Source organism: Microcystis sp. LE19-10.1B, assembly GCF_027530565.1.
GTDB lineage: Bacteria > Cyanobacteriota > Cyanobacteriia > Cyanobacteriales > Microcystaceae > Microcystis > Microcystis aeruginosa.
Window position 1 is genome coordinate 1 of record NZ_JAPZQM010000181.1, and the last position, 24,428, is coordinate 24,428.

Consider the following 24,428-nt stretch of genomic DNA (forward strand, 5'->3'; position numbering starts at 1 on the left):
GGGGGAAAATTCTGGGACTTTTTCTCTGAAAATTAGGTAATTGACCAGATGAGAATCGGTAAAACCCTACACCCCACACCCCACACCCCACACCCTGTCCCCACGAAAAACTTTTTCAGCAGACCCTAGATAGTCAACAGCTTATTACTTTCGATCGCCCATTGGGCCAATTCCGTGCGATTATGAAGACCGGTTTTATGGAGCATATTCGACACATGACTTTCGATTGTCCGTTGACTAACATTGAGTTTTGCGGCGATTTCCCGATTAGCCATGCCCTGGGCGACCAATTGTACTACTTTTAACTCCGTTGGGGTTAATTCCACATTACCCTGGACTTGAACAGGGGTGACATCCGGGGAATGGATGCGGGTGCTGCGTTTCAGCAACCGGCCCGCTTGTTTAAGGGAAGACTCCACCAGGGCCACTAATTCTTCCGGTTCAAAGGGTTTGACCATATAGACATCGGCGGTTAAACCTGTTATCTTATCCTGACTTTGCCCCTCAGGGGAGAGAAAGATCACGGGAATGCCACTAAAACGACTGTCCCGACGAATTTTTTCGAGGAAAGCATGACCGTCCATTTCCGGCATCATCAGATCACAGATAATCATATCGGGCATTTCCCGTGCCTTGGCAGCATTTGCCCCGCGTTCGAGGATTGCCAGGGCCTCCCGACCGTTTTCTGCGGTTGTCACCCTATAACCACGAAACTCTAGATAATCCTTCACCAAAAGTATTAAATTCGGGTCATCGTCGATTAATAAAAGTTGTTTATTGTCTTTGTTGGTCTCTTTCATCGCTATTTTCCACGCTGTAGGGTTGGGGGAATGGAGACGGACAAAGGATCGACAGGCAAGAGGCAACAGGTAGTTAGGGTTTCCTGAATAAATCTAAAAACCTTATCCAACAAGGTTTTTAGACTTTTTTTCTCTCAAAAAGTGCCGACCATTGGAGTGATTGGGGGGAAAATTCTGAGACTTTTTCCCTAAAAATTAGGTAATTGACTCCCTCAAAATCGGTAAAACCCTACACCCCACACCCCACACCCCACACCCTGCCCCCACGAAAAACTTTTTGCCGCAAACCCTAATTAATTGTGTTTCAGTTAGTTTTAACCCTGTTTTCCTCTATTGTTTCGGGTTCTTCTTCTGGACAGTTCAGGGAAATTGCCGGTAAATCGTGGCGAAGAAAAGCATATTCAGTGACGATTTGATTACCGATTAGGTGTTCTTGGATAATTCTTTCGATCGCTTCCTTGTTTACCCTTCCATACCAGACTCCTTCCGGGTACACTAATAAAATCGGCCCTTGGCTACAAACCCGCAAACAGTTGGCTTTAGTGCGAAAAATACAGCCAGGACGGTCGGCGCTGGGGCGATCGAGTTCTAATTCACTTAACCGCTTCTTTAAATAATCCCACACTTCTAACCCGTCTTCCTTGTCACAGCATTTTGGCTTAGTCTGATCGCAGCAGAGAAATAGATGACGCTGGATCTGGGCCAGTCCCAACTTAGCCACATTTTCCCCCAAGATATCTCTAGTGTCCGCTTCTTCCATAAATTTTTTTTATCAACTAAACTATTGACATTGAACAGAAAATGTGCATGGCCGACTAAAATTTCGGTTTGAGGATGTAACGATAGATAAGATAAACGATAGCGGCAAGGATTAAAGCGCTTAAAACTGCGCTGACTAGGCGTAAAATCGCCGTTAAAATCGAAAGAGCCACAAAAACCCCCGCCACTGCCACGACTACCTGTGCCGGTGTGGACAGGCTGCCGTACCAAGTTTTCACTTTTTCGAGAGTGGCAGCGAAACTAACCGGGGTAGCAACGGGGGGAAAATCGTCGGTTTCGATTTCCACTTCCACTTCCTCTGGGGTATATTTAGTATCGAACGGTTCGGGAGACTGCATAAACACTCAAGCTACTTAACACTTCATCCCTATTTTATCGGTGATTGGGGTTGACAGGGGTTGACGCAGAATTAATGTAACAATGAGTTTATCCATAGCTAAACGATCGGAATCTATGAGCCTATCGACTGCCACCGTTACCGCCATCAATTATCCTGATGCTACCATCACTAGGGCCGAACGCGCCCTCTGTTGTTCTCCTTTCCGTGTCACCCTATTCGCCGCTATGCTTGAGCGAAGTGTATCACTTTTAAGCATTCCGGGTGCTGGGGGTTTAGAAAAAGGTTATACTTCCAGACTGCTGACGGAAGCGGCAGCGGAAAGCTATCTTCTCTGGTTGATTAAAGTGGGAATTTTGCGGCGCGAAGTAGATGGACAGGGGATAACCGATAGTTTTCGTCTCACTCCTTTGGGGAGGAAATTAATAGAAAAATGGCAACCCCAAGGGGACTTTTTCCCTCAACCCACTTTCTGGCAAAGATTTTTAAATACTCTGCAACGTTGGTTTTCTTTTTAATGCTGTTAAGGTGAGGAGTCGGGAGTCGGTCGTCAGGAGTCAGGATTCTCCGAGTCGGTCGTCAGGAGTCAGGAGATAGGAGATTATTTTATTTATTCTCCCCACACCCCACACCCCACACCCGACACCCCACTTCCCCACTTCCCCACTTCCCCAATTCCCACACCCTACACCCCACACCCCACACCCCACACCCCACTTCCCCATCTCCCCATCTCCCCATCTCCCCATCTCCCCATCTCCCCATCTCCCCACTTCCCAATTCATAATTCCTAATTCCTAATTCATAAAAATTCAATACTCAACCCAAAAAACTAGATGAAAGCAATTATGGTAGTGGGGACAACATCCCACGCGGGTAAATCTTTTTTAACTGCGGCTTTATGTCGTTTATTCAACCGGAAAGGTTGGCAGGTAACACCCTTTAAAGGTCAGAATATGGCCCTTAATGCCTATGTTACCGCCGGAGGGGGAGAAATGGGTCACGCCCAGGCGGTGCAAGCATGGGCCGCGGGGACAATTCCCCGGGTAGAAATGAACCCAATTTTATTAAAACCCCAGGGAAATATGACCTCTCAGGTGATTATTAAAGGTAAGGCTGTTGGTGTCACCACGGCAGTGGATTATTATCAGAATTATTTTGAGCAAGGTTGGCAAGCAATTAAAGAATCTTTAGCTAAATTATCAACAGAATTTGATCTAGTTGTCTGTGAAGGTGCGGGAAGTCCGGCGGAAATAAATCTCAAACATCGCGATTTAACTAATATGCGGGTGGCTAAATATCTCGATGCCGCTACTATTTTAGTGGTGGATATTGATCGCGGGGGGGCTTTTGCTCACGTCGTCGGTACGTTAGAATTATTAGAACCGGAGGAAAGAGCTTTAATTAAAGGTATTGTGATCAATAAATTTCGCGGACAAAAATCCCTCTTAGATTCGGGGATTACTTGGCTAGAAGATTATACAAAAATTCCTGTGTTAGGAGTTCTTCCCTATAGTGATATATTTTTAAGTGCCGAGGATTCTCTCAGTTTACTCGATCGACCCGCCCAAAAACCCAAAGCTGAACTAAATATCATTGTCATTCGTCTGCCTCATATCGCTAATTTTACTGATTTTGACCCTCTCTGTGGCGAAGCAACGGTCAATGTACGTTATCTAGAATTACAGGAATCTTTAGGTGATCCCGATGGGGTAATTATCCCCGGCTCTAAAACCACTGTTGCTGATTTAATTGCTCTTAATCAAAGTGGTATGGCTAATCAATTACAAGCCTATCACCAAAGGGGAGGTATTATCTTTGGCATCTGTGGTGGTTTGCAAATGTTAGGGCGATTAATCCTGGATCCTGAACATCGAGAAGGTCCCGATAGTGAGGCAGCTGGCTTAAATTTACTGCCGTTAAAAACGGTAATTACTGCCGAAAAAATTACCCGTCAACGACAAGTTTTATCCAATTATCCCCAAGCTGGTTTACCAGTAACAGGATACGAAATTCACCAGGGAATGAGCGAATGGGAAAGTGAATCAGGTTATCAAAAAATGTTCGAGGAAGATGCTAGTCTAGGAATTGTCAATGATTCTCTGTCAATTTGGGGCTGTTATTTACATGGTATCTTTGATAATGGTTCTTGGCGAAGAACTTGGTTAAATCATCTGCGTCAGCGTCGCGGTTTATTATCTTTGCCTACGGGAATTGCTAACTATAGTGAACAAAGAGAAATAACCCTAGATGCTATGGCTAATTTACTGGAAGAACATTTAAATCTTACACCTATTTTTGCTCATTTGTAAGGAGAAATTATGACTATTGCAGTGCGTTTTTTACCCGATGATCTTATCATAGAAGCGGAAACTGGAGAACTATTATTAGATGTGGCCAAAAAAGCAGGGATTGAAATTCCTACCGGCTGTTTAATGGGTTCCTGTCACGCCTGTGAGGTAGAATTAGATGATGGTACTCAAATTTGTAGTTGTATTACTGGTATCCCCAGCGATCGAGATTCTTTAACCGTTCATTTATACTCCGATCCGCTTTGGTAGGTTGCTCCCTCGGATCTAGTCAAACTTGGGAATAATCCAAGCTGCTATAATAGCCAGTAAAACAACAATTTCTAAAATTTTATATAAGTTAAGGGATTGTAGCCACTGAAAAATCTTAGCTAGACGCAAATTTAACCCCCATTGACGTAATTGAGATAACCATAATTTCGGGCTATCTTGTTCACGAAAATGCCATTTAAGGATAGATAATAACAGGGGAACCCCTCCCACTTTAGCAGTCATGAGCAGGTGCAGGATCAGACATACTGCCATAATTAACCAACTGAGCAAATGGGCATAATACCAAAAGTGATTTAATTCCCCTTCCGGTAGCCATTTGGAATCCATCATCCGACCACTATACAAGGCAAAAGTTAGGGCAAAAAGAGTCAAAGTATTGACTAAACGATGGAGACTATACCACCAAATCGGCTTACCAAATTGGGTTAATTTGTTAAGAGAATCACTTTGAATTAATCTTTTGTTGCCCCGACGAAAAGCATAGATAGCAAAAACGGGAAAAATAATCAGAGTATAGAGGCCAAAAGTGCCATGAATACTTTCAATTTCTTGATATTCCGGTAAGGGCAGTTTTAACCAACGACCGTCAAAAGTATCATAGGTCCAATAGGCCGTAACCATGGCGGCAATGAGGGCAATTCCCGTGAATCCGTGCAGAATTCGCAGTAAAAGAGGTTGATAAGGTTGATTAGTTTTCATGAACTCGATCGATACAATGGGGGATGTAAACTTGCCCAGATACTATGTTAACTAATCCTTGGCTCGTCGCTGTTCTTCTCAATACCGTCCTCCTCGGAATCGCCTGGATTGCCCCAAAAAAGCTCTTAACTCGGATGGGTTATCTCCATGCTTGGGTTTTAGGGGTGATTGTCTGGGGAAGCTTGGGATGGCGCGGTTATCTAATTGTTTTATTCTATTTCCTCGTCGGTTCTACTGTCACCCGCATCGGTTTAGCACGCAAGGAAGCGGAGGGAATTGCCGAAAAAAGAGCGGGGGTGCGCGGTCCTGAAAATGTCTGGGGTTCCGCTTTAGCGGGGGCAATTTGCGCTATCCTAAGTCTTTTTGCCGCTTCTCCCTGGGATTACCTCTTAATACTCGCTTATGTGGCTAGTTTTAGCACCAAATTAGCCGATACTACTGCCAGTGAGGTGGGCAAAGCTTATGGTAAAACTACTTATCTAATCACTAATTTTAAATCCGTCCCCCGGGGAACAGAAGGTGCTGTTAGTTTAGAAGGAACGATCGCTGGTTTGTTGGCAGCCACGGCTATTTCCCTGTTAGCATGGGCTATCGGTGCGATCGATCTTCTTGGTGTGTTATGGTGCGTAATTGCGGCATTTATCGCCACCAATATCGAAAGTCTCATCGGTGCTACTCTACAAACTCGCTTTCTGTGGTTAACTAATGAATTGGTCAATGTGATCAATACGGTTATCGGCGCGATCGTAGCTATACTGTTAAGCTTGCTCTGGTCTTTCAGCTAAAGTTAAGTGACTAAAAAAATTTTTCAGAGAATATCTATGCTAAAGTGGCGTTTTTGTGCATTGTCCCTGCTGTTACTGCTAATTACTGCCTGTGGGACGGAAAATCAACCGAATTCTAGTTCTAACACTGCAAATAGTCCCAGTGCTGACCGCTTGCAAACGGTGAAAAATCGCGGTAAGTTAATTTGTGGCATTAACGGAGAAGTGCCTGGGTTTAGCTTTGTTAATGAAAAAGGCGAATATTCGGGCTTAGATGTGCAAATTTGCCGAGCTATTGCGGCTGCTCTCTTTGATGATCCCTCCAAAGTCGAATATCGTAAACTTAGCCCCCAAGAGAGATTTACTGCCGTACAGACGGGAGAAGTGGATATCCTCAGTCGCAACACCACCTGGACGATTAACCGGGATACCGCTCTGGGGATGGAGTTTATCACCCCGGTTTTCTATGATGGTCAGGGAATTATGGCCACGAAAGCCAGTAATGTTAAGAAATTAGAAGATTTAAGCGGAAAGTCCATTTGTGTGCTATCGGGAACCACCACAGAACAAAATCTGGCCGATGCCATGGCAAAAGCGGCAGTGCAAGGTTATAAACCGATCGTTTCCGATGATGTGGAGGCTTTATATACAGCTTATCAGGCGGGGCGTTGTCAGGCTGTCAGTTCCGATCGCTCCCAATTGGTGGCCCGGCGCTCGGTTTTTCCCCGACCGCAGGATCATCAATTATTAGAAGTGGTAATATCTAAGGAACCTTTGGCCCCGGCCGTGGCCGATGGTGATCCCGCTTGGTCGAATGCCGTCCGCTCGATCGTTTTTAGTTTAATTCAAGGGGAAGAATTTGGGATTAACTCCCAAAATATTGGCACTTTTGCCGATAGCAAAGACCCCAGTATTCGGCGCTTTTTGGGTATTGATGAGAAGTTAGGCGAAGATATGGGTTTACCCAATGATTTTGCCCAAAGAGTCTTAAAACAGGTGGGTAATTACGGTGAAATTTATGAGCGGGAAATCGGTAAACCCCTACAACTCGATCGAGGTTTAAATAATCTTTGGACAAAGGGGGGTTTATTGTATTCTCCTCCTTTTCGTTAGTTTTAAGATTGTGTTTCCTGACGGGGAATATAGACCCCTATGGCCGCTGGAATAACTCGAAACATGGCGGGAGTAGTGCTAGTAATTTCGCCATCGGTGTTAATACTATGGGGTTTACGAGTCTGAATTTGAATTTCTTTCCCCTTAAGAGTTCTCACCCAAGATAATAAACCCTGTTGTCCTCGCGGTAATGTCCATAAAAGCGGGAAAATTTGCCACCAGTGTTCAATTTCTAGGCTATATAAATCTAACCTTTGATCGTCGATTTGGGCATCGTGAGCGATCGGCATTCCTCCCCCATAATAACGACCATTTCCGATCGCTATTTGTAGGGTTTTAACTTTGATATTTTGGCCATCAATACCGATCATAGCGGTAAAAGGACGAGTTTTACTTAATACCTGTAAAGCTGTCCAAGCGTAGGCCAAAATCCCCAAACGTCGCTTTAAACCCTTGTTCAGTTTTTGGGTAATTTTCACACTTAATCCTAAACTAGCCACGTTGAAAAAGTATTTATTATTTACCCAACCTAGATCGATATATTTTAAATTACCTTCCGCAATAATTCGACAGGCTTCGGCAATAGAATTCGGTATCCCTAAAGTCCGGGCTAAATCATTAGCCGTTCCCAGAGGTATAATGCCTAAAGGCAGTTGAGTTTCTACCAACATATCCGCCATAGCATTAAGAGTCCCATCGCCACCACCGACAATAACTAAATCAATACTAGAGCGATATTTTTCCAGCAAAAAAGGTATATCTTCTACCTTTTTCAAAGGGACGCTGATAATTTCAAAATCCCAATTATTGAGCAGATCAACAGTTTGAGCAAAGTTTTCTTTACCCTTGCGCGAGTGACGATTGATTAGTAGTAAAGCTCTTTTAGTCATAGGTAAGTTTCTCAGCAGTGCAGGGATAAAGGTTATGTAATTAGGAGTTGCTGAATAAATGTGAAATATAGACGAGGTAAGGGTTTTAGTGGCTGGTTTTGCGAAACAGGTGCAAGTCCTTTAGGGGCGAAGCATTCGGGCATAACCTATCGCTGAAACCGTAGATTTTCTATCCGAATCCTTCGCCCTTATTTTTTCAGCAAACCCTAATTAAATCAGAAAAAATATCAGGTGATTGTCAATAATTTAGCCCCATTGATCACTAAATTTTAGTTAATAGCCCTTTCTTCGAGAAAATGTTCTACCATTGCCCCTATGTATGATAGCAAATTCAGACCCTTCAAGGCCATGAAACGAAGATAATGGCAGACAATTACTTGATTTTACTGATAACGGGCGTTTTTTCGGGCTTATTAGCGGGTTTATTCGGTATTGGGGGTGGCACTATCTCCGTGGCGATCCTGTTAAATTTGGGCCACAGTTACGGGGAATCGGTGGCTACCAGCAGTTTAGCGATCGTTTTCACTTCCCTAGGAGGTACGCTCCAAAATTGGCGATTAGGTTCCCTCAAATGGCAGCGAGTTCTCCTCTTAGGTTTACCCGGGATTTTTACGGCATTTATCGGGGTCTATCTGGTCAAATATAGCCCCAAACACCTCCTAGAAGCGGCTTTTGGTTGTTTTTTACTGCTCAATATCTATTTAACCAATCTCAAGCAAAATTTAAGCCAAAAAGAGCCAGTTTCTGCCATTAGATTGAATCCTAATCTAGCCTGTCTGCTAACCGGAGGAATCGCTGGATTTCTAGCCGGTATTTTCGGAATTGGCGGTGGGGCGATCATGGTGCCACTACAAATGATTTTTTTGGCAGAAAAGATCAAAATCGCCATTGTCACCAGTTTAGGTGTGGTTTTACTCAATTCGATCGCCGCCTGTTTCGCTCATGCCCAAGCCAGTTATATTCTTTATCTACAAGGGATTATTTTAGGTATCGGTGGTTCCCTAGGTGTACAAGTAACCACTCGTTTTTTACCGAAATTACCGGATCGATTGGTGCGGATTACTTTTTATATTTTTCTGCTACTGATGGCCATTTATTTCTTCATCCGCGCTTGCTCTTAGACCGCATCAACGGACTCGTTAAATCTCAACTTTCTAACCTTTCTAGTCTCTCCCTGATTGGCTTTTTCCGTGTTCATCAATAAAAAACGGAGAATACTTGACAAATTCGGGGGGGGAGAATAAAGGAGACATAATTTTAGATGCCTATTGTGGGTGTGGAACGACTCCATCAAGTGGTTATTTATCTAAGGAAAAGTGACTCCCCCAAAGTCCGACAGAATGATTATAAACAAGGGAAAACCTCTCATCAATTTGAAGTGATTAGACTCTGGGAACAACCCTCGGAACCCCTATTAAAGGCTCCCGGACTGTTTCCTTTTGCCATACTTGCTCAAGCTGAGAAACAAGAAAACTTACTGCGGCAAATTGCCCAAGAAATCGAGCAAATCAGCGATAGTCGAGAACAAAGTAATCTGGCTGCATCTACCGCAATTCTAGCCGGGTTAGTATTAGAGAAAGACATCATTCAACGATTATTGAGGAAAGACATCATGAAAGAATCAGTTATCTATCAAGAAATCTGGTCGGAAGGTTTACAAGAGGGACGACAAGAGGGACGACAAGAGGGAGAAGCTAACCTAGTTTTACGTCAATTAAATCGGCGTGTAGGGGACATTTCTCCCGAATTATTGCCCAATATTCGCAGTCTTGACCTAGAACAGTTAGAAAACTTGGGAGAAGCTTTGTTAGATTTTCAGTCACTACAGGATTTAGAACAATGGCTGGAAAATTGCCGAGCTAGTTAGTACAAGTAAACTAAATGCTGTCTATCCATTCCCATGGAAGCAGCAAGCTCTCAACTCCCTTGAGAGTAGTTAACACTTTAATCTATTCCGCGGTAGAGATCGGCGATGGCTAACTCTAGGTTAATACTTTGCAGGATCACCCGATCGCCTGTCTCGTAAATAGTCGTTTCCCATATCCCCAGAGAATTACGACGACGGCATTCCACGCGCTGGATTTCTTGGGAAATTAATACATATTCTTCTAAAGTTTCTATCTGTTGATAATCTTGGAATTTTTCGCCCTTGTCAAAAGCGGCCGTACTGGGGGAAAGCACTTCCGCAATTAGTTTCGGATAGCGTTTCAGATAACGATCTTGGCGATCGCGCGGATCGCAGGTAACAAAAGCATCGGGATAGTAATAAAACTGATCTTGATAGTTAACCTTGACATTACCCGAGTAAAACCGACAGTCTGTAGAGTCGCCGAAATGTTCGTCAATGACTTTGAGAAAATTGAAGGCGATGCGCTCGTGATTATCCGTACCGCCGGCCATCGCATAAACCAAACCACGTCGGTATTCATGACGGATCTGACTCTGGCGCTCGATAGCGAGATATTCTTGGGGACTGATGTAGTTGGGAACTGCGATCATAATCTCTAGGGGAAAGCCTACTATCAATTATAGTACGAGAATGGCTCTCTTATTCTTTGTGTGATAATTTTTGCTTATGGAATCGTGAAATGCTTATCGGGCAAGACTTTTAGGGCTATTTTTACGTTCAGCGAAGCTCAGTCGAGCCGCGGAAGAAACTATCAGTATAGACCTCGTTTCCACACAGAAACCAGAAGAGCCAAATTTCCAATACTCAGTTTAAATTTAGTACAGCTTAACCAGATTACTTGGAGTAGATAAAATCTCTGAAAAGGGGGTTTTAGTCTCAGCCAAAAATTCAGAAATTGTCTCTCCTTTTCAACAACTATTTGATGTTTTGCCTCCACAGGATATGACATTTTTTCCTTCTTAGCTGAAACTGTCTTGCTTAGTATTAAGCCAGCCCCTTATTTAGTTGTAATCCGTGAAGATTTGCAATTCACTTCTCCTTCCACTGGTAAAGATTTAACATGAGAACCTTGAAACTTTTCCATATTGCTGACTCGCCACATAGACAGAGGAAAAGTAATAGCAAATAAACCAAAAACTCCCACTAAAATCCAGACGATATTGTGCATTTTACGAGAGGAAAGTTTTCTAATTTGAACATCCATTTTGTTACCTCCATAAGTTTAAGTTAAGGGTAAATAAGGAAAGATAGGATGCCATGACATAGCGGTGGCGGCAATAATGAGGGCGAAAAACCAAAAGAGAATTGTTTTAGCCTTAATCTTGCGATCTTTCCAGAGATAATGGAGTATAGGCCAACTGATTAACCAGCCAATTAATAACATAGTTTCTTTGCCGGTATAACTGCCAATATTACCCCACATTTTGCTAGGATTTTTACTGCCAGGAATCCAAGACCCTAAATTCCAGAGCAGAGTTTCTACGGTTTTTGTCTGGTCTGCATCGGAAAAATGGTGAGAAACCATCATTAAACAACAACCGATTGCGGCGCTAATAATTGCCGCAGCTGCAGGGCCAGAAGTAGCGGGAGAACGTTTGGCACCTTGGGCTAAACCTTGGGGAAATTGTTGTACAAAAGCCCAGATTTTACCGTACCAAGGGCTATCAACATAGGGTTGTGTCATGAGAGTTGCTCCTATTTTTTAAGAGTTCGTAACTGTGTAAAACCCAAAATTCCCACCGCTAAAAGTCCCATAATGGTGCTAGGTTCGGGTACAGATTCTAGGAGAAAAGCGCGGGTTTCCGTTTCTCCCAATTCATTAGTAAAAGTGCCAAAACCAATAATTTGGCCACGCCCATTAATGCCCGTGGCTTGATTTAAAACCCAACCCGTACCATTAATGACTAAATTATTTAAATCAAATAACTGGCCTTCTTGCCAAAGAGTCCCATGGGCAACTTCACTAGCAAGATTAGAAAAGCCAACAATTTGACCAGATTCGTTAATACTTAAAGCATCGCCTCGCGTACCACCAAGACTGCCTAAATTAATCAAATTGCCGTTATCCCAGAGGAATCCACTAGAGGTTAAAGTGGCTCCTGAACCATTAGTCGCTTGACCAATAACTAAGCCATTTTCGTTAAGATCTCGGGCAAAACTTTGGGCGAATCCGTTGGGAATTCCTAGATTAGTCAGGACAAAATTACCATTGGCATCCTGCTCCCAAAAAGCAGCACTGTAGACATTAGTTCCGTCCACTACACCATCGGAGTCTACATAACCAACGATTTCGGTATTGTCATTAATGGCTAAACCAAAATTTTGATCGCCGTCAAGACTAGGTAAGTTGATGCGCGTACCATCTTCCCAGAAAATAGCGTTTCTTCGATTGGTTTCAAAGATATGATAACCAGCAATCTGATTGCTGTTGTTGATGTCGATAAAATAACTTTCCAGGCCACCAAAGTTATAAATGTTGAGGTCGTAACCCCCGGAACCGTTAGGAGTCCACAATAACGCCCGGTCTGTGGGTCCGGCGGTTTCATCTCCCGCACCGACAATCATCCCTGCGTCATTAATAGAACGAGATAAACCACCGCGACCGGGGAGAGTGACGGGGGTGCCGCCATTAACTGGGCCAGTAAGGGGTAAAGCCGTTATCGTACCGTTTTCCCAGATATAGCCACTAGAAGCGGTATTACCGGCAGTGCGGGAACGACCGACGATTTGACCTTGGTTGTTAATGCTGGCTGCCCTCGTATCCGTACCATCGGGGCTGAGTGTACCCAAGTCGGTGATTTTATACATCGAACCCGCTAGGGCAGGAGACACAGTATGTAAGCCGAAAACAGTGGCTAGAACGAGCGAAAGTTGAATTTTAGTCATTTTTGAGTTGAATCAGCAAATAAGGGGTTACAGAGCCTGAATTTTGGCGACACCGAGGCCGCTAACGAGACCACCCATAGCAAAAAACATCATTGCCATCAGAGCAATGCAAGTGGCTGTTAACACCGGTCGGTTAGCTTTGTCCAAAATTGAGTCGCCGTATTTCCAGAGAATCCAAGTGCAGACCACGCCTAGGGGCAAGGTAAACAGGACGCTGAATTCGTGGTATTCCATAAGGACGTATTGACCGAGGGGCGAATTTTCTTTTAACCAAGCGCGCGCGCCGCCAAATTCTGAACCGGCTCGATAGCGCATATAGGCTAAATTACCAGTGGCGATCGCTAAAAAAGCGAGGACGGTAGCCCAGAAGGTGAGGGTTCGCATTTGCCGCAAGAGTTTGCTAGAACCTCTTAACAGGGGAAAAGCGAGGTGGCCTGCGTAAACAATGACGACTAGGGCTAATAAAGAGCCAAAACCGTGAATTGTGCCTAACCATCGCTGCCACGGACTCGGATGCAGGAGATTGACGAAGGGCAGGAATAAAAATAAGCCCGCCGAGAGGATTCCTAGCCCATAAACGCAAACGGTGGCGATATCTAGGGTTTTGGGGAAATCTATTTTTTCGGATTCTGTGGGATCAGATAACATCTGCTTCTCCTTGACGATTTGGAAAGAGTAAATGAGAAATTATCTCAATTAAGTCGAACTTTGATCAAAAAAGTCCAGAGAATACCTGTGTCCAACCATCAAAGGATTTTTAGACTCAAGTTGACGCTCAATAACGTCAAGACTAGAATTTAGACATAGACAAAGCTGGCGCTAAATGATTCTAGTAATCACTTAGCCTCAACTATGCACTGCTAAAGGAGCGACTGGCATCGCTTCTTTGGTTTAATCAGGCTCTAGACTAATTTTCTTGTCAACCATTCAGTCTAGGGCTTTTTTTTAACCAAGTCTAGTATCAACAATATTTTTTAATAGTTGAGAATAATTCTTAACTATTTTGAAGCTAATGCTTAAATCTCTGGCACAATTGATTTTTGATGGTTTAAAAACGCTAAAAATAAGGATTAAGTGGCATAAAATATCCAAATAGACTGTTTAATTGATTACTGTTCCTTCTTAATTCTCCTGGCTACTGGCTGCTGACTCCTAACCAACCAAGATAATTTTTGATTTTTACAAGAGGTCTATTCCTAAGGGTGTCACACTACGGCTATCGGTCTTCTCCCCACTCCCCCCCGCAACGCTCACGAAGTGGTCTCCCCACTGCGGTAAACTAAATGAGATGATCCACGGGAGTTATGACTATGACCACTCACTTTATTAGTGCCGAAATCGACCTACAGGAAACCCCGCAACAACTGCAGCAAGAAATCGAAAAAGAATTAGCCAAACGGGGTGAACCCTTGCGTTGGGCAATCACAGAAGTGGATAGCGAGAATAATCAAGTCAAAGTCGAAGCGATTGTCACCACTGCCTCGTGAATTCCCGTCCCTATACCGCCGTACTAATTATTCCCACCGGCATCGGGGCAGCGATTGGCGGTTATGCTGGGGATGGCATTCCCGTGGCCAGAGCGATCGCCCAAGTTTGCGATCGCCTAATTACCCATCCCAATGTCCTCAACGGCGCACAACTGTACTGGCCTCTGGACAACACCTATTATGTGGAGGGTTACGCTTTAGATCGTTTTGCCCGGGGGGATTGGGGATTAAGTCCCGTCCATCAAAATCGCATCGGGTTACTATTCGATCGCGCCATTGAATTTGACCTCTTGCAAAGACACCTTCAGGCTGCCGATGCTGTCCGGGCCACCCTAGGCTTAGATCTCACCGATTACCTGATCACCGATGCCCCCCTAAATGTGCAGTTGCGAGAGGCAGCCTCCGGGGCCAGTTGGGGAACAATTGGCAATCCCGACAGCTTGCTGCGGGGAGCAGAAAAACTGATTAACCAAGGCCGGGCAGAAGCGATCGCCATTGTTGCCCGTTTTCCCGACGATCCCGATAGCATTGCCCTGGCTAATTATCGCCATGGTCAGGGGGTGGATCCCCTTGCCGGGGCCGAAGCGGTAATTTCCCATCTGGTGGTGCGACAATTCCAAATACCGGCAGCCCACGCTCCCGCTTTAAGTCCGCTGCCCCTCGATCCGCAACTTTCCCCCAAGGCCGCGGCCGAAGAAATCGGTTATACTTTTTTACCCTGCGTTTTGGTGGGTTTGAGTCGCGCCCCCCAATTGGTCAAGCGGCCCGGTCCCGATGCTATTTGGAGCCGGGAGGTGGACGCGCTGATCGTTCCCGCCAGTGCGTGCGGTTCTAGCACAGTTTTGAGTTTTTGTCAAGAAAAAACTGTACTGATTTCCGTGCAGGAAAATAGTACAAGAATGAAGGTGGCCCCGGAACCCCTAGGGGTGAAAGCAATTAGGGTACACTCGTATATGGAGGCGATCGGTGCGATCGTTTGTCAACGGGCAGGGGTTAACCTAGCATCTCTTCGCCCTAATTTAAACTCTTTACGCTGTTTATCCGAGAATCCGTGACTAATTCCCCTAATTCCGAATTTGATCCCCTGACACGCACACAAGTCCTCACCATTATGGCGGTAACGGCGATTATCTTGCTGGTAGTCGCCAAAGTTTGGCAATATTTCGGTGCGATCGCTATTCCCGCCATTCGCTGGACTCTCCCGGATTTCCTGTTCGGATTAGCCTTAGCGGGGGCAATTAGTGGAATTAGTGGGCTTCTCTATCGTTTTTGGTCTAGTTATCGCCATAGTGCTAATGCTTACTTAGAATTAGTCATTAAACCTTTAGCATGGCCCGATTTAATTTGGATTGGATTACTGCCGGGGTTAAGTGAAGAATTATTATTTCGCGGGGTGATTTTGCCAGCTTTGGGCTTAAATATCTTTGGTTTAACCGTTTCTAGTCTAATTTTTGGTATCCTCCATTTTAGCGGTCCCCAACAATGGCCCTATGTTATCTGGGCAACTGTTGTCGGTTTTGCCCTCGGTTATACCGTCATCATCACCGGTAATTTATTAATCCCAATTCTCGCTCATATTATCACCAATCTCCTCGCTAGTTTTCTCTGGAAATTACAGCATAGGAGTTAGGGGATAGGGGAAGTGGGGAGATGGGGGAATGGGGAGAACAAATAAAACGCAATCTCCTGACTCACCGTTCGCTCAAATTTTTGAACTCCACCTTATTATCATGGCAAAAAAGCTTACAGCATAAAGTTTTCAGAAGACCTAGCGGTGGTTAACTTCGAGAAAATTAATACAAGGTGATCTCGAAGGGATCTGCTTCGCAATGTGCCAACTAACCTACTTAAAATCATAACTGCTTCATTTTCGTAGCGATGCCGCGGGCACAGCGAAGCTGACCGCCCAAAATAGTTCCTCGCTCCCCGCTTAATCGGTTAAAAGCCTTGCACAGAAAGCAGTTAGCCTCATTTATTGAAGCTCCCTAAGTTTAAAATAAGCGAACGGTGAGATAGGATTAGGTGTAATATCTTATTATTCCATGTCCTAGTGAGGGCAGATTCAGATACATATTTGGTTACATTAGTGCTGAAGAGGAGAACAGGAAAATGAGTGGTTCGACTAAAGACAATCAGGGAGCTAATATTTCTATTGGTAACAATGCCACTATTGGAGGCGATGTAGTTGGTAGAGATAAGATAGTCACTACAACTGCGACTGCTGAGTCGTCATTTTCTCAAGAAGAACTCTTAGAGCTTCTTAAACAATTAAAAGCATCAATCAAAGAGTCTTCCATCGATGGAGATGACAAAGATTTAGCCGTCGGTCAAGTCGCTGCTGCGATTAATGAAGCTAAAAAAGGAGGTATTAGCAATTCTCAGGAATCCCAAGAAAAATTTGGGCAATATCTCTCAAACACTAAAGATATCCTTGACAAGGTGAAAGATGTTGGGGAAATTGGAACTAAAGCTTGGCCAATTCTCGTAAAAGTCGCTAAAATGATCGGACTTTCACTTATTGTCTAATTTCTAGCCTCATTGTTTTCTACATACGGTTAACTACTTTTGAGTGATGAGGTAATGGCTATGGAAGACAGTATAAATAACCAGAGTACAAGTATCTCCTTTGGCGATCAAGCAATCGTTCGAGGTGATGTTGTTGGTGGTAACAAATATGAAATTAAATTTTATGCCTTGTCATCAACTTCTGTAAGTTGGAGTCAATACCGTCAAGAGGATCGACCTAGCCAAGAAGATCCCTATAAGTTTCTAAGTTACTATGACACGACGGATGCTGATATATTCTATGGTCGGGAAGTTGTCTCGGATTTACTGGTTGCCAAAATCTCTAGTCATAAATTAGTGCTAATTAATGGAAAATCGGCGAGTGGCAAAACATCCTTAATTAATGCTGGTATCATTCCTAGACTGGTAGAAAGAGGTTACTTTACCATCGTTTTTAGAGATTATGGCTATCCCACCGACCTAATTAAAGAGGGAATTAACAATCTTGAAAATGTCAATATCGATCTGAGTCATTGTCAGACAATGGCTGAAGTTTTAAATCAGGTACGCCATGAGTCGAAACGTCCCTTAGCGATTTTCTTGGATCAATTTGAAAGATTCTTTTTAAATTTACCAGAACAGCAGCAGACCAAGTTCACTCAAGAATTTGGTGAATGCTTAAATCAGATTCAAGCTTCATCAATTACCTTTATTATTTCTATCCGCCAGGATTTTTATGGAAATTTAGGAGAATTTTGGGAAACATCACCGGAATTTAATACTGAGAGTTACTTCTATTATTTAAAACCTTTAAACAAAAGTGAAGCTCTCAGTGCGATTAAAAAACCGTTGCAACGCCTCTATCCTAATATTATCTACGATCCTGATTTATTAGAGAATCAACTTCTACCTCAACTTCTCAAGGGAATTAATGAAGAATCGCGTGAGCAAGTCGAACCCGTTCACCTTCAGATTGTTTGTAACCGACTGTTTGATGAAGCGAGAACAAGATATCAGGAGCAACTACAAGCAGGAGAAACAGTTATTATCAAGGAAAATCTCTATCAAGAACTGGGTGGTGTTAAGGGGATTTTGCAGGGATATGTGGATGTAATTCTTGACCAATTTCTGCCTCAAGAACGGGAAGAAGCGAAGTTAATTCTCAAGCAAATGGTTACGAGTCAAGGAACTCGTGCTTTTAAGTCTCTCACGGAAATTTCTCAACAAATTGGTATTGCTCAAACGGAAATAGAAGCAGTCCTTGAAAGGCTAGACAGAAGCCGTCTTATAGAAACAATCCCTGGGGAAAAAAAATATTCTTTAACCCATGAATATTTAGTGCAGAAAGTAAATAAGTGGTATGATATTAAAGAATTAGAAATTAAGAAAGCACAAGAACTTTTTGAGAGATGTTTCGCAAATTGGAAAGTTTATCGACATCTTATTCCTGTCAATCAATTTAAGGAGATTGAACCCTTTAAAGCCAATCTTGATTTAGATTCTGAAAAAGAAAAATTACTTCAACATAGCTTATGGCGATATTATAGCGACCGTGGCTTGAAAGGATTAATTGTTTTGCTCTTCTCCGTGATTTCTGTTTATTTAATACGGGTCATTCCGAATGATATTGGTCGTTTAAAGGTAGAATCAATACAGGGAGAAAATTTGAATCATGCCACAAGAGTATTATCTGTGGAAAAGGACGGTAATGTAAAAGAAGTAAAAGTGAGTTGGGGACTTCCAGATTTGGGGGGTTTGCCAAAAGGATTTTACTATGTTGAAGTAAAAAACAATGGCTATCTTGTTAGGTATCCAGTAAAAATAGAAGGATACAGGCGTTATTTAAATCCTATCACTATCCAAATACCAACTGATAAGTTATCAGGAAATTTAACTCAAGATATGGCACTTATCCCCAAGGGCCAGTTTTTAATTGGCAATCCCCTTGAAAGCAAAAAGGAAAAGGAAAAGGAAATTGAGTTAGACAGTTTTTATATTGACAAACATGAGGTAACTAATGCTGAATATAGACAGTTTTTGCAAGAGATTGAGGAGAATCCAGCAAAATATCAGAAATTATCTGGAGATCAACTTTTCTATAAAGAGAATCCCCAAAACCATAAACCTGACGGGTGGAATCCGCCTTTTTATAATAAATGGAGTAAAGAACCAGATGCACCAGTTGTCAATGTCGATTGGAAAGACGCTTTCGCTTACTGCGCTTGGCAAGGAAAACGATTACCAACTGTTTTTGAATGGGAGAAATCTGCTTATGGCATAGATAAATCATCTGACAAACCCCAAAAATATAATTATCCTTGGGGGGATAAACCTGACCTCACTAAAGCAAATACTGCCGATACATGGCGAGATAAGGATAAGTGGGATGATCGCCATGCGGAGAAAGTTAAAAGTTATCCCGATGGACAGAGTATATACGGTGTCTTTGATCTGATCGGTAATGCTTTTGAATGGACAGATATTTGGTATGTTGGCTCGTTAGTCGATAATGACATATCTGCTTCTTTGAAATCCGATCATAACAAACAACCTCTTAAGGGAGGCTCTTATGGACAAGACATAGCTTTATATCCGATCCATCAAAAACCGTCCCTAATAGATATTAGCCAAAAAAACCTGCAATATGGTTTTAGATGTGCTGTTTCTAAAGCCGATATTTGACGAAAAGCAGAAATTTAAAATATCGAGGAAAAATCAGTCATGAAACTTAAATTGAGACTTCTTAGAATTCACAAGGTGGTTTTACTTGCCTTAACAATCACTCTTTTGTGCGTGGTTCCTGTTTTATCTCAAGTATCTTACAAGGCAACAGTTAGTCGGATCGTAGAAACGAGAACTGGAGTTCAATTAAGTCAAGCTTCCCAGCTTAACCCAACAAATAACGTCAATCAGTTAACTCAGAATATTTACACAAAGATAAAACCTCCGGGCAATCCGTTACCGAAGATTATCATCCCTTTAGGAACTACTGACTTGAATAAATTCCAAAATATCCTGGCTTCTAAAAAGGTATCTGCTAACTATTATCAAAGTGTCGGTGAAACCCATGACATGGGAAAAGAGGGGGTGTGGGAGTCAGTTAATGTAAACTCACTTCGTTCTACTGACCCGGCTTATGCTGTCGTTCTGAGTAAGCCTAACTACGGAAAAACTAACCACTTAACTTTTAGAGTTATCGGTATTAACAATAATGTTCCTATAATTAGTTTTGCTAGTCCCGATGTTGCCCTAAAAGATAGTATATCTGTTGATTTTATCGTAGATACAGGCAATTCTGGGTTAAAGTCTGAGCAGATTGGTAAAGCTGTTGAAGCCAAAGATTATCGATTACGCTATCGAAGGGAGTATGCTAATTTTCAAGAATACAAAGGCAAAGTAGATATTTTAATAAGAAATACAATGATTCAGCAAGCACCGCCTCGAAAAGTAGATTATTTGGTTACTATCTCCCGCTAAGAATGATAAAAAACGATGATTAATAACGAGCAAATAACCAAAATTTTAGCCCATTTTTTAGTCACAATTACGCTAATTCTTGGCTTAAATGTATGGCAGATTCAAGTATCCGCTCAAGTTACACCAATTACTGACAAAATCTTTGACGAAGAAGTTCTAGAAAGCAATACTTTTGTTCTAGTTGAGTTTTATGCGCCCTGGTGTGGTCCCTGTCGTATGGTTGCACCAGTCGTGGATGAGATTGCTGAACAATATGCAGGTCGCGTAAAGGTTGTCAAAGTGAACGCAGATGAAAATCCGCGAACTGTTAGTCAGTATAACATTCGCAGCGTTCCCACTCTGATACTCTTCAAAAAGGGTCAAAAGGTCGATCAGATAATAGGTGCTGTTCCGAAAGCAACCCTAGTCGATTTCATAGAGAAACATTTAGGATCTAAATGAATAGATTGCTTATCTTCTGGATTTTTTGTCATAGTTTTAAAAAGCATTGAAACTTGGTCTAGGTTGAAAAATCTTAGACTTAACCGTTCCTACAGCATATTGCTCCTCTCACCGTTCGCTCAAATTTTTGAACTCGACCTTATTATCATGGCGAAAAAAGCTTACAGCATAAAGTTTTCAGAAGACCTAGCGGTGGTTAACTTGGAGAAAATTAATCCAAGGCGATCTCGAAGGGAGCCGCTTCGCAGTGTGCCAACTAACCTACTTAAAATCACAATTGCTTCGTTTTTGTAGCGATGCCCAGGCACAGCGAAGATGACTGCCCAAAATAGTCCCTCGCTCCCCACTTAGTCGGCTAAAAGCCTTGTACAGAAAACAGTTAGCCTCATTTATCGAAGCTCCCTAAGTTTAAAATAAGCGAACGGTGAGTTCCTGACTCTTGACTCCGAACTGCGAACCCCCAACACCCTAACACCCAACCTCTTTTTTACTTTTTACCTTTAAAAACATGGAAGTGCAATTTCGCGAATTTAATCCTTTTGATGTCTGGTTTTGGCTGGAATTTTCGACAGTTCCCTCGAATATGGAACAGCAGTATGTAGAAGAAGTTTTTGCTTCTTGGTTTTATTTGGGTAAATTAGGAGCTTTCAATGCCGAAAACCTACAGGTACAGGAGGTGGGAGTCGATATTAGTTATATGGAATACGATCCAGATATAGCCGAAAATGCCTTTATGTCACCGATGCACAATATGACCGATTTTGAATACTTAGGTACTTGGGGACGTTGCTGGTTTGATCTCGGTACTAGCGATCTTATTGCTTTGGATATTTTAATCAATGCCTTGACCCAATTAAGTAAGGATTTTGTCGATATTAAACGTTTAATTATCGGGGGAGAAAATCAAGATTGGCCAGTTGGCGATCGCAGTAATTATCTCTTTAGCGAATAATTAGGGTTTACTGAAAAAGTTTCTTGGTGGAGTCAGTATTCTCCGAGTCAGGAGTTTATTTTTATTTATTTATTCTCCCCACACCCTACACCCCACACACACCCCACACCCCACTTAACCACATCTATGCTTAATCTCGTCTCCCTTCCAGAAATTCCCGCCGCCGCTTGGAAACGTCCTCTAGGCAAAGGTTGGGAAAAACCCTACAGCGTCCGCTACGCCAGCAATTTAGATGATGGTCCTTGGCATGGGATGCCTCTGGGAGGATTTGGGGCCGGTTGCATCGGACGTTCCCCCAAAGGTGACTTTAATCTCTGGCATCTGGACGGTGGTGAACACAGTTTTAATAGCCTTGCGGCCTGTCAATTTAGCATTTTTGAACAAACAGAAGACGGAAGCGCCCAAGCCTACGCTATGGCGACGGAAAGCCCCAAGGATGGAACTTTATCGCGCTGGTCGTGGTATCCTGCCGAAAAGGGAAGCTATTCGGCCCTTTATCCCCGCAGTTGGTACGAGTACAAAGATGTTTTTCAGACTCAATTAATTTGCGAACAATTCTCACCGGTTTGGGCGCATAATTATCAAGAAAGTAGTTATCCTATAGCCCTATTTGAATGGACGGCTCATAATCCCACCGATAAACCGATTACTATTAGTATTATGCTGACTTGGCAAAATACAATCGGTTGGTTTACTAACGCGATTAAATCCCCAGTGGTTAAGGTGAGAGATGATGGTAGTCCCGTCTATGAATATCAATCAAAATGGGGGGAAAGTGAGGGTAATTATAATCAATGGATTGTCGATAATTTCCGCGTTGGCTGTCTAATGGGTCGGGATTACGAAAACCCCGGGGAAGGGGATGGACAGATGGCGATTGCCAGTATTACTAATCCGAGTCTAGAGGTATTCTATCTGGGTAAATGGAACCCTGCGGGCGATGGTGGCGAAGTTTGGGACTATTTCGCCATGAATGGCTCTTTACCGGATATTGAGGACGAAACCCCCGCCGAAAAAGGGGAACAAACGGCCACGGCCATGGCGATTCGTTTTACCATTCGTCCGGGGAAAACTCGCAAAATTCCTTTTATTTTAGCTTGGGATTTACCAGTCACCGAATTTGCCCAAGGAATTAACTATTATCGTCGTTATACGGACTTTTTCGGTCGCAATGGTCAAAATGCTTGGGCGATGGTACGCACGGCTTTAAAACACGGCGATACATGGCGAGAAAATATTATTAACTGGCAAAAACCGATCCTAGAACGCAGCGATCTGGCCGATTGGTTTAAAATGGCTTTATTTAACGAATTATACCTCCTAACTGACGGCGGCACTCTCTGGACGGCAGCCACGGAACAGGATCCTATCGGTCAATTTGGGGTCTTAGAATGTATTGATTATCGTTGGTATGAAAGTCTGGATGTGCGTCTCTATGGTTCCTTTGGGTTATTGATGTTATGGCCGCGCTTAGAAAAGGCCGTCATGGAAGCTTTTTCGAGGGCAATTCCCAGCAGTGACGATACTCCTCGGATTATTGGATATAACCAAGCTAGTGCCATTCGTAAGGCCAAAAATGCCACTCCCCACGATTTAGGCGCACCCAATGAACACCCTTGGCAAAAGAGCAATTACACCAGTTATCAAGATTGTAATCTCTGGAAAGATTTAGGCAGTGATTTTGTTTTATTAGTCTATCGGGATTATTTATTAACGGGGGCTAAAGATGAGGATTTTCTGCGGGAATGTTGGCCGTCAATTGTCCTGACTTTGCAATATTTAAAAACTTTTGACCTTGATAATGATGGGATTCCCGAAAATTCTGGCGCACCAGACCAAACCTTTGATGATTGGCGTTTACAGGGAATTAGTGCCTATTGCGGTGGTTTGTGGATAGCGGCCCTAGAAGCAACGATTAAAATTGGCGAAATCATTGGAGAAGATACGGCAATTTTTACCAGTTGGTTACAGCAATCTCGCGCTATTTATCATCAGACTCTCTGGAATGGAGAATATTATAATTTAGATAGTGGCAGTGGTTCCGATGTGGTGATGACTGACCAATTATGCGGTCAATTTTATGCTCGTTTATTGAGTTTACCAGATGTGGTAGAAAATCAATACACGCAATCAGCTTTAAGTAAGATTTATCAGGCCTGTTTTCTCAAGTTTCATGGGGGAAAATTTGGGGCGGCCAATGGGTTAAAACCCGATGGTACTCCCGAAAATCCCGAGGCAACTCATCCCTTAGAAGTTTGGGTAGGAATTAATTTTGGGTTGGTGGCTTTTTTACTACAAATGGGAATGGAAAAGCAAGGATGGCAAATTACAGAAGCGGTGGTGAAACAAGTCTATGAAAATGGCTTACAATTTCGCACCCCGGAAGCAATAACATCGGTGGGAACTTTTCGTGCTTGTCATTATTTACGCGCCATGGCTATCTGGGCTATCTATGGGGTTTTGACGGAATTTCAGGGATAAAACAGGATTATCGCCATCTAACTGGTGATCTGGTTTTACCTGGTAAATCACTCTAATCCTAAATCCGGTTATTAAAAACTGATTATTTATTCTCGGTTTTGCCCTTTGCCTCTCCTGATATGTAGCCTATACTCAGGGGATTTAAGTAGTTAGGCGTTAAAAATTATCAGTTGCCCCCCTTATTAAGGGGGATCCCCCCGCCTATCGGCACCCCCCTTATCAAGCTATCCCTTATAGGGATCTTTCTTAACAATTTTTGCAGTAAGCACTCCAACCCTTATCCTGACTTGATTTCAGTTTTTTCTTTGTCAGTAAGGGTGTCAAC

The 24,428-nt window shown here is 43.0% G+C and carries 25 protein-coding genes and 1 pseudogene; 16 read left to right on the plus strand and 10 right to left on the minus strand.

The features are described 5' to 3' along the window. Nucleotides 1–125 precede the first annotated feature (125 nt). From O9332_RS06380 to O9332_RS06390, 3 genes are all read right to left on the minus strand, one after another. Entirely contained in the window at nucleotides 126–800 is a 675-nt protein-coding gene (locus O9332_RS06380) for a response regulator transcription factor (RefSeq protein WP_002762844.1), read from the minus strand. A 304-nt stretch (nucleotides 801–1,104) separates the two neighbouring features. Further along, nucleotides 1,105–1,560, minus strand: a complete 456-nt coding sequence (locus tag O9332_RS06385; protein WP_002762843.1) for a (2Fe-2S) ferredoxin domain-containing protein — start codon at nucleotides 1,558–1,560, stop codon at nucleotides 1,105–1,107. A 55-nt stretch (nucleotides 1,561–1,615) separates the two neighbouring features. After that, nucleotides 1,616–1,918, minus strand: a complete 303-nt coding sequence (locus O9332_RS06390) for a hypothetical protein (protein ID WP_002762842.1) — start codon at nucleotides 1,916–1,918, stop codon at nucleotides 1,616–1,618. A gap of 115 nt (nucleotides 1,919–2,033) precedes the next feature. Between O9332_RS06390 and O9332_RS06395 the strand changes: the two genes are divergently transcribed. The 3 genes from O9332_RS06395 to O9332_RS06405 all read left to right on the plus strand — a co-directional run bounded on the left by O9332_RS06395 (nucleotide 2,034) and on the right by O9332_RS06405 (nucleotide 4,478). Beyond that, on the plus strand, nucleotides 2,034–2,435 hold the full coding sequence (locus O9332_RS06395; RefSeq protein ID WP_012267958.1) for an Npun_F0494 family protein: 402 nt from the start codon (nucleotides 2,034–2,036) through the stop codon (nucleotides 2,433–2,435). Nucleotides 2,436–2,753: 318 nt separating this feature from the next. Next, nucleotides 2,754–4,229 (plus strand): cobyric acid synthase CobQ, encoded by a 1,476-nt coding sequence (gene cobQ / locus O9332_RS06400; RefSeq protein WP_002762840.1) that lies wholly within the window; start codon nucleotides 2,754–2,756, stop codon nucleotides 4,227–4,229. Nucleotides 4,230–4,238: 9 nt separating this feature from the next. Beyond that, entirely contained in the window at nucleotides 4,239–4,478 is a 240-nt protein-coding gene (locus tag O9332_RS06405; RefSeq protein WP_002762838.1) for a 2Fe-2S iron-sulfur cluster-binding protein, read from the plus strand. Between the two features lie 15 nt (nucleotides 4,479–4,493). Here O9332_RS06405 and O9332_RS06410 read toward each other — a convergent pair whose 3' ends face one another. Then, complete coding sequence (locus O9332_RS06410; protein ID WP_288024340.1) at nucleotides 4,494–5,198, minus strand: cytochrome b/b6 domain-containing protein; 705 nt, start codon at nucleotides 5,196–5,198, stop codon at nucleotides 4,494–4,496. Between the two features lie 44 nt (nucleotides 5,199–5,242). Between O9332_RS06410 and O9332_RS06415 the strand changes: the two genes are divergently transcribed. After that, a complete protein-coding gene (locus O9332_RS06415) occupies nucleotides 5,243–5,983 on the plus strand; it encodes a TIGR00297 family protein (protein WP_002762834.1) in 741 nt (246 codons plus the stop codon). A 36-nt stretch (nucleotides 5,984–6,019) separates the two neighbouring features. Further along, nucleotides 6,020–7,075: an amino acid ABC transporter substrate-binding protein gene (locus O9332_RS06420; protein ID WP_002762833.1), complete on the plus strand. Its 1,056-nt coding sequence runs from the start codon at nucleotides 6,020–6,022 to the stop codon at nucleotides 7,073–7,075. Nucleotides 7,076–7,077: 2 nt separating this feature from the next. Here the strand turns inward: O9332_RS06420 and O9332_RS06425 are convergent, their stop codons facing one another. Then, nucleotides 7,078–7,965 carry a lipid kinase gene (locus tag O9332_RS06425; RefSeq protein WP_002762832.1) on the minus strand — a complete coding sequence of 296 codons (888 nt, stop codon included), beginning with the start codon at nucleotides 7,963–7,965 and terminating at the stop codon, nucleotides 7,078–7,080. A 362-nt stretch (nucleotides 7,966–8,327) separates the two neighbouring features. Between O9332_RS06425 and O9332_RS06430 the strand changes: the two genes are divergently transcribed. Both O9332_RS06430 and O9332_RS06435 read left to right on the plus strand, forming a co-directional pair. Beyond that, a complete protein-coding gene (locus O9332_RS06430) occupies nucleotides 8,328–9,086 on the plus strand; it encodes a sulfite exporter TauE/SafE family protein (protein WP_002762830.1) in 759 nt (252 codons plus the stop codon). 164 nt (nucleotides 9,087–9,250) lie between these two features. After that, nucleotides 9,251–9,832, plus strand: a pseudogene (locus O9332_RS06435) (Rpn family recombination-promoting nuclease/putative transposase); the annotation flags it as partial. Nucleotides 9,833–9,909: 77 nt separating this feature from the next. On the opposite strand, the gene O9332_RS06440 reads toward O9332_RS06435, so the two are convergent. The 5 genes from O9332_RS06440 to O9332_RS06460 all read right to left on the minus strand — a co-directional run bounded on the left by O9332_RS06440 (nucleotide 9,910) and on the right by O9332_RS06460 (nucleotide 13,408). Then, nucleotides 9,910–10,464 carry a Uma2 family endonuclease gene (locus O9332_RS06440; protein ID WP_052275685.1) on the minus strand — a complete coding sequence of 185 codons (555 nt, stop codon included), beginning with the start codon at nucleotides 10,462–10,464 and terminating at the stop codon, nucleotides 9,910–9,912. 407 nt (nucleotides 10,465–10,871) lie between these two features. After that, nucleotides 10,872–11,078 carry a hypothetical protein gene (locus tag O9332_RS06445; RefSeq protein WP_002762824.1) on the minus strand — a complete coding sequence of 69 codons (207 nt, stop codon included), beginning with the start codon at nucleotides 11,076–11,078 and terminating at the stop codon, nucleotides 10,872–10,874. Between the two features lie 18 nt (nucleotides 11,079–11,096). Further along, nucleotides 11,097–11,558 (minus strand): hypothetical protein, encoded by a 462-nt coding sequence (locus O9332_RS06450; protein ID WP_002762822.1) that lies wholly within the window; start codon nucleotides 11,556–11,558, stop codon nucleotides 11,097–11,099. Between the two features lie 11 nt (nucleotides 11,559–11,569). Further along, on the minus strand, nucleotides 11,570–12,760 hold the full coding sequence (locus O9332_RS06455; protein WP_002762821.1) for a PEP-CTERM sorting domain-containing protein: 1,191 nt from the start codon (nucleotides 12,758–12,760) through the stop codon (nucleotides 11,570–11,572). 27 nt (nucleotides 12,761–12,787) lie between these two features. After that, nucleotides 12,788–13,408 carry a hypothetical protein gene (locus O9332_RS06460; RefSeq protein ID WP_002762819.1) on the minus strand — a complete coding sequence of 207 codons (621 nt, stop codon included), beginning with the start codon at nucleotides 13,406–13,408 and terminating at the stop codon, nucleotides 12,788–12,790. 662 nt (nucleotides 13,409–14,070) lie between these two features. On the opposite strand from O9332_RS06460, the gene O9332_RS06465 reads away from it, so the two are divergent. From O9332_RS06465 to O9332_RS06505, 9 genes are all read left to right on the plus strand, one after another. Next, the gene (locus O9332_RS06465) at nucleotides 14,071–14,247 is read left to right on the plus strand and encodes a DUF8621 family protein (protein WP_002762817.1); all 177 of its coding nucleotides are present in this window, start codon (nucleotides 14,071–14,073) and stop codon (nucleotides 14,245–14,247) included. Continuing rightward, nucleotides 14,244–15,302 (plus strand): DUF3326 domain-containing protein, encoded by a 1,059-nt coding sequence (locus O9332_RS06470; protein WP_002762816.1) that lies wholly within the window; start codon nucleotides 14,244–14,246, stop codon nucleotides 15,300–15,302. Before O9332_RS06465 ends, O9332_RS06470 begins: the two co-directional genes overlap by 4 nt. After that, a complete protein-coding gene (locus tag O9332_RS06475) occupies nucleotides 15,299–15,877 on the plus strand; it encodes a CPBP family intramembrane glutamic endopeptidase (RefSeq protein ID WP_002762814.1) in 579 nt (192 codons plus the stop codon). The genes O9332_RS06470 and O9332_RS06475 overlap by 4 nt, the downstream gene beginning before the upstream one ends. Before the next feature lie 479 nt (nucleotides 15,878–16,356). Continuing rightward, nucleotides 16,357–16,773 carry a hypothetical protein gene (locus tag O9332_RS06480; RefSeq protein ID WP_002762813.1) on the plus strand — a complete coding sequence of 139 codons (417 nt, stop codon included), beginning with the start codon at nucleotides 16,357–16,359 and terminating at the stop codon, nucleotides 16,771–16,773. Between the two features lie 54 nt (nucleotides 16,774–16,827). Then, entirely contained in the window at nucleotides 16,828–19,434 is a 2,607-nt protein-coding gene (locus tag O9332_RS06485) for an nSTAND1 domain-containing NTPase (RefSeq protein WP_288024352.1), read from the plus strand. 39 nt (nucleotides 19,435–19,473) lie between these two features. Beyond that, nucleotides 19,474–20,229, plus strand: a complete 756-nt coding sequence (locus O9332_RS06490; RefSeq protein WP_002762811.1) for a hypothetical protein — start codon at nucleotides 19,474–19,476, stop codon at nucleotides 20,227–20,229. Between the two features lie 126 nt (nucleotides 20,230–20,355). Continuing rightward, nucleotides 20,356–20,670 carry a thioredoxin gene (gene trxA / locus O9332_RS06495; protein ID WP_502846639.1) on the plus strand — a complete coding sequence of 105 codons (315 nt, stop codon included), beginning with the start codon at nucleotides 20,356–20,358 and terminating at the stop codon, nucleotides 20,668–20,670. A 508-nt stretch (nucleotides 20,671–21,178) separates the two neighbouring features. Continuing rightward, nucleotides 21,179–21,622, plus strand: a complete 444-nt coding sequence (locus tag O9332_RS06500; protein ID WP_002733109.1) for a DUF3531 family protein — start codon at nucleotides 21,179–21,181, stop codon at nucleotides 21,620–21,622. Nucleotides 21,623–21,748: 126 nt separating this feature from the next. Then, complete coding sequence (locus O9332_RS06505) at nucleotides 21,749–24,103, plus strand: GH116 family glycosyl hydrolase (protein WP_002762809.1); 2,355 nt, start codon at nucleotides 21,749–21,751, stop codon at nucleotides 24,101–24,103. Nucleotides 24,104–24,428 lie beyond the last annotated feature (325 nt).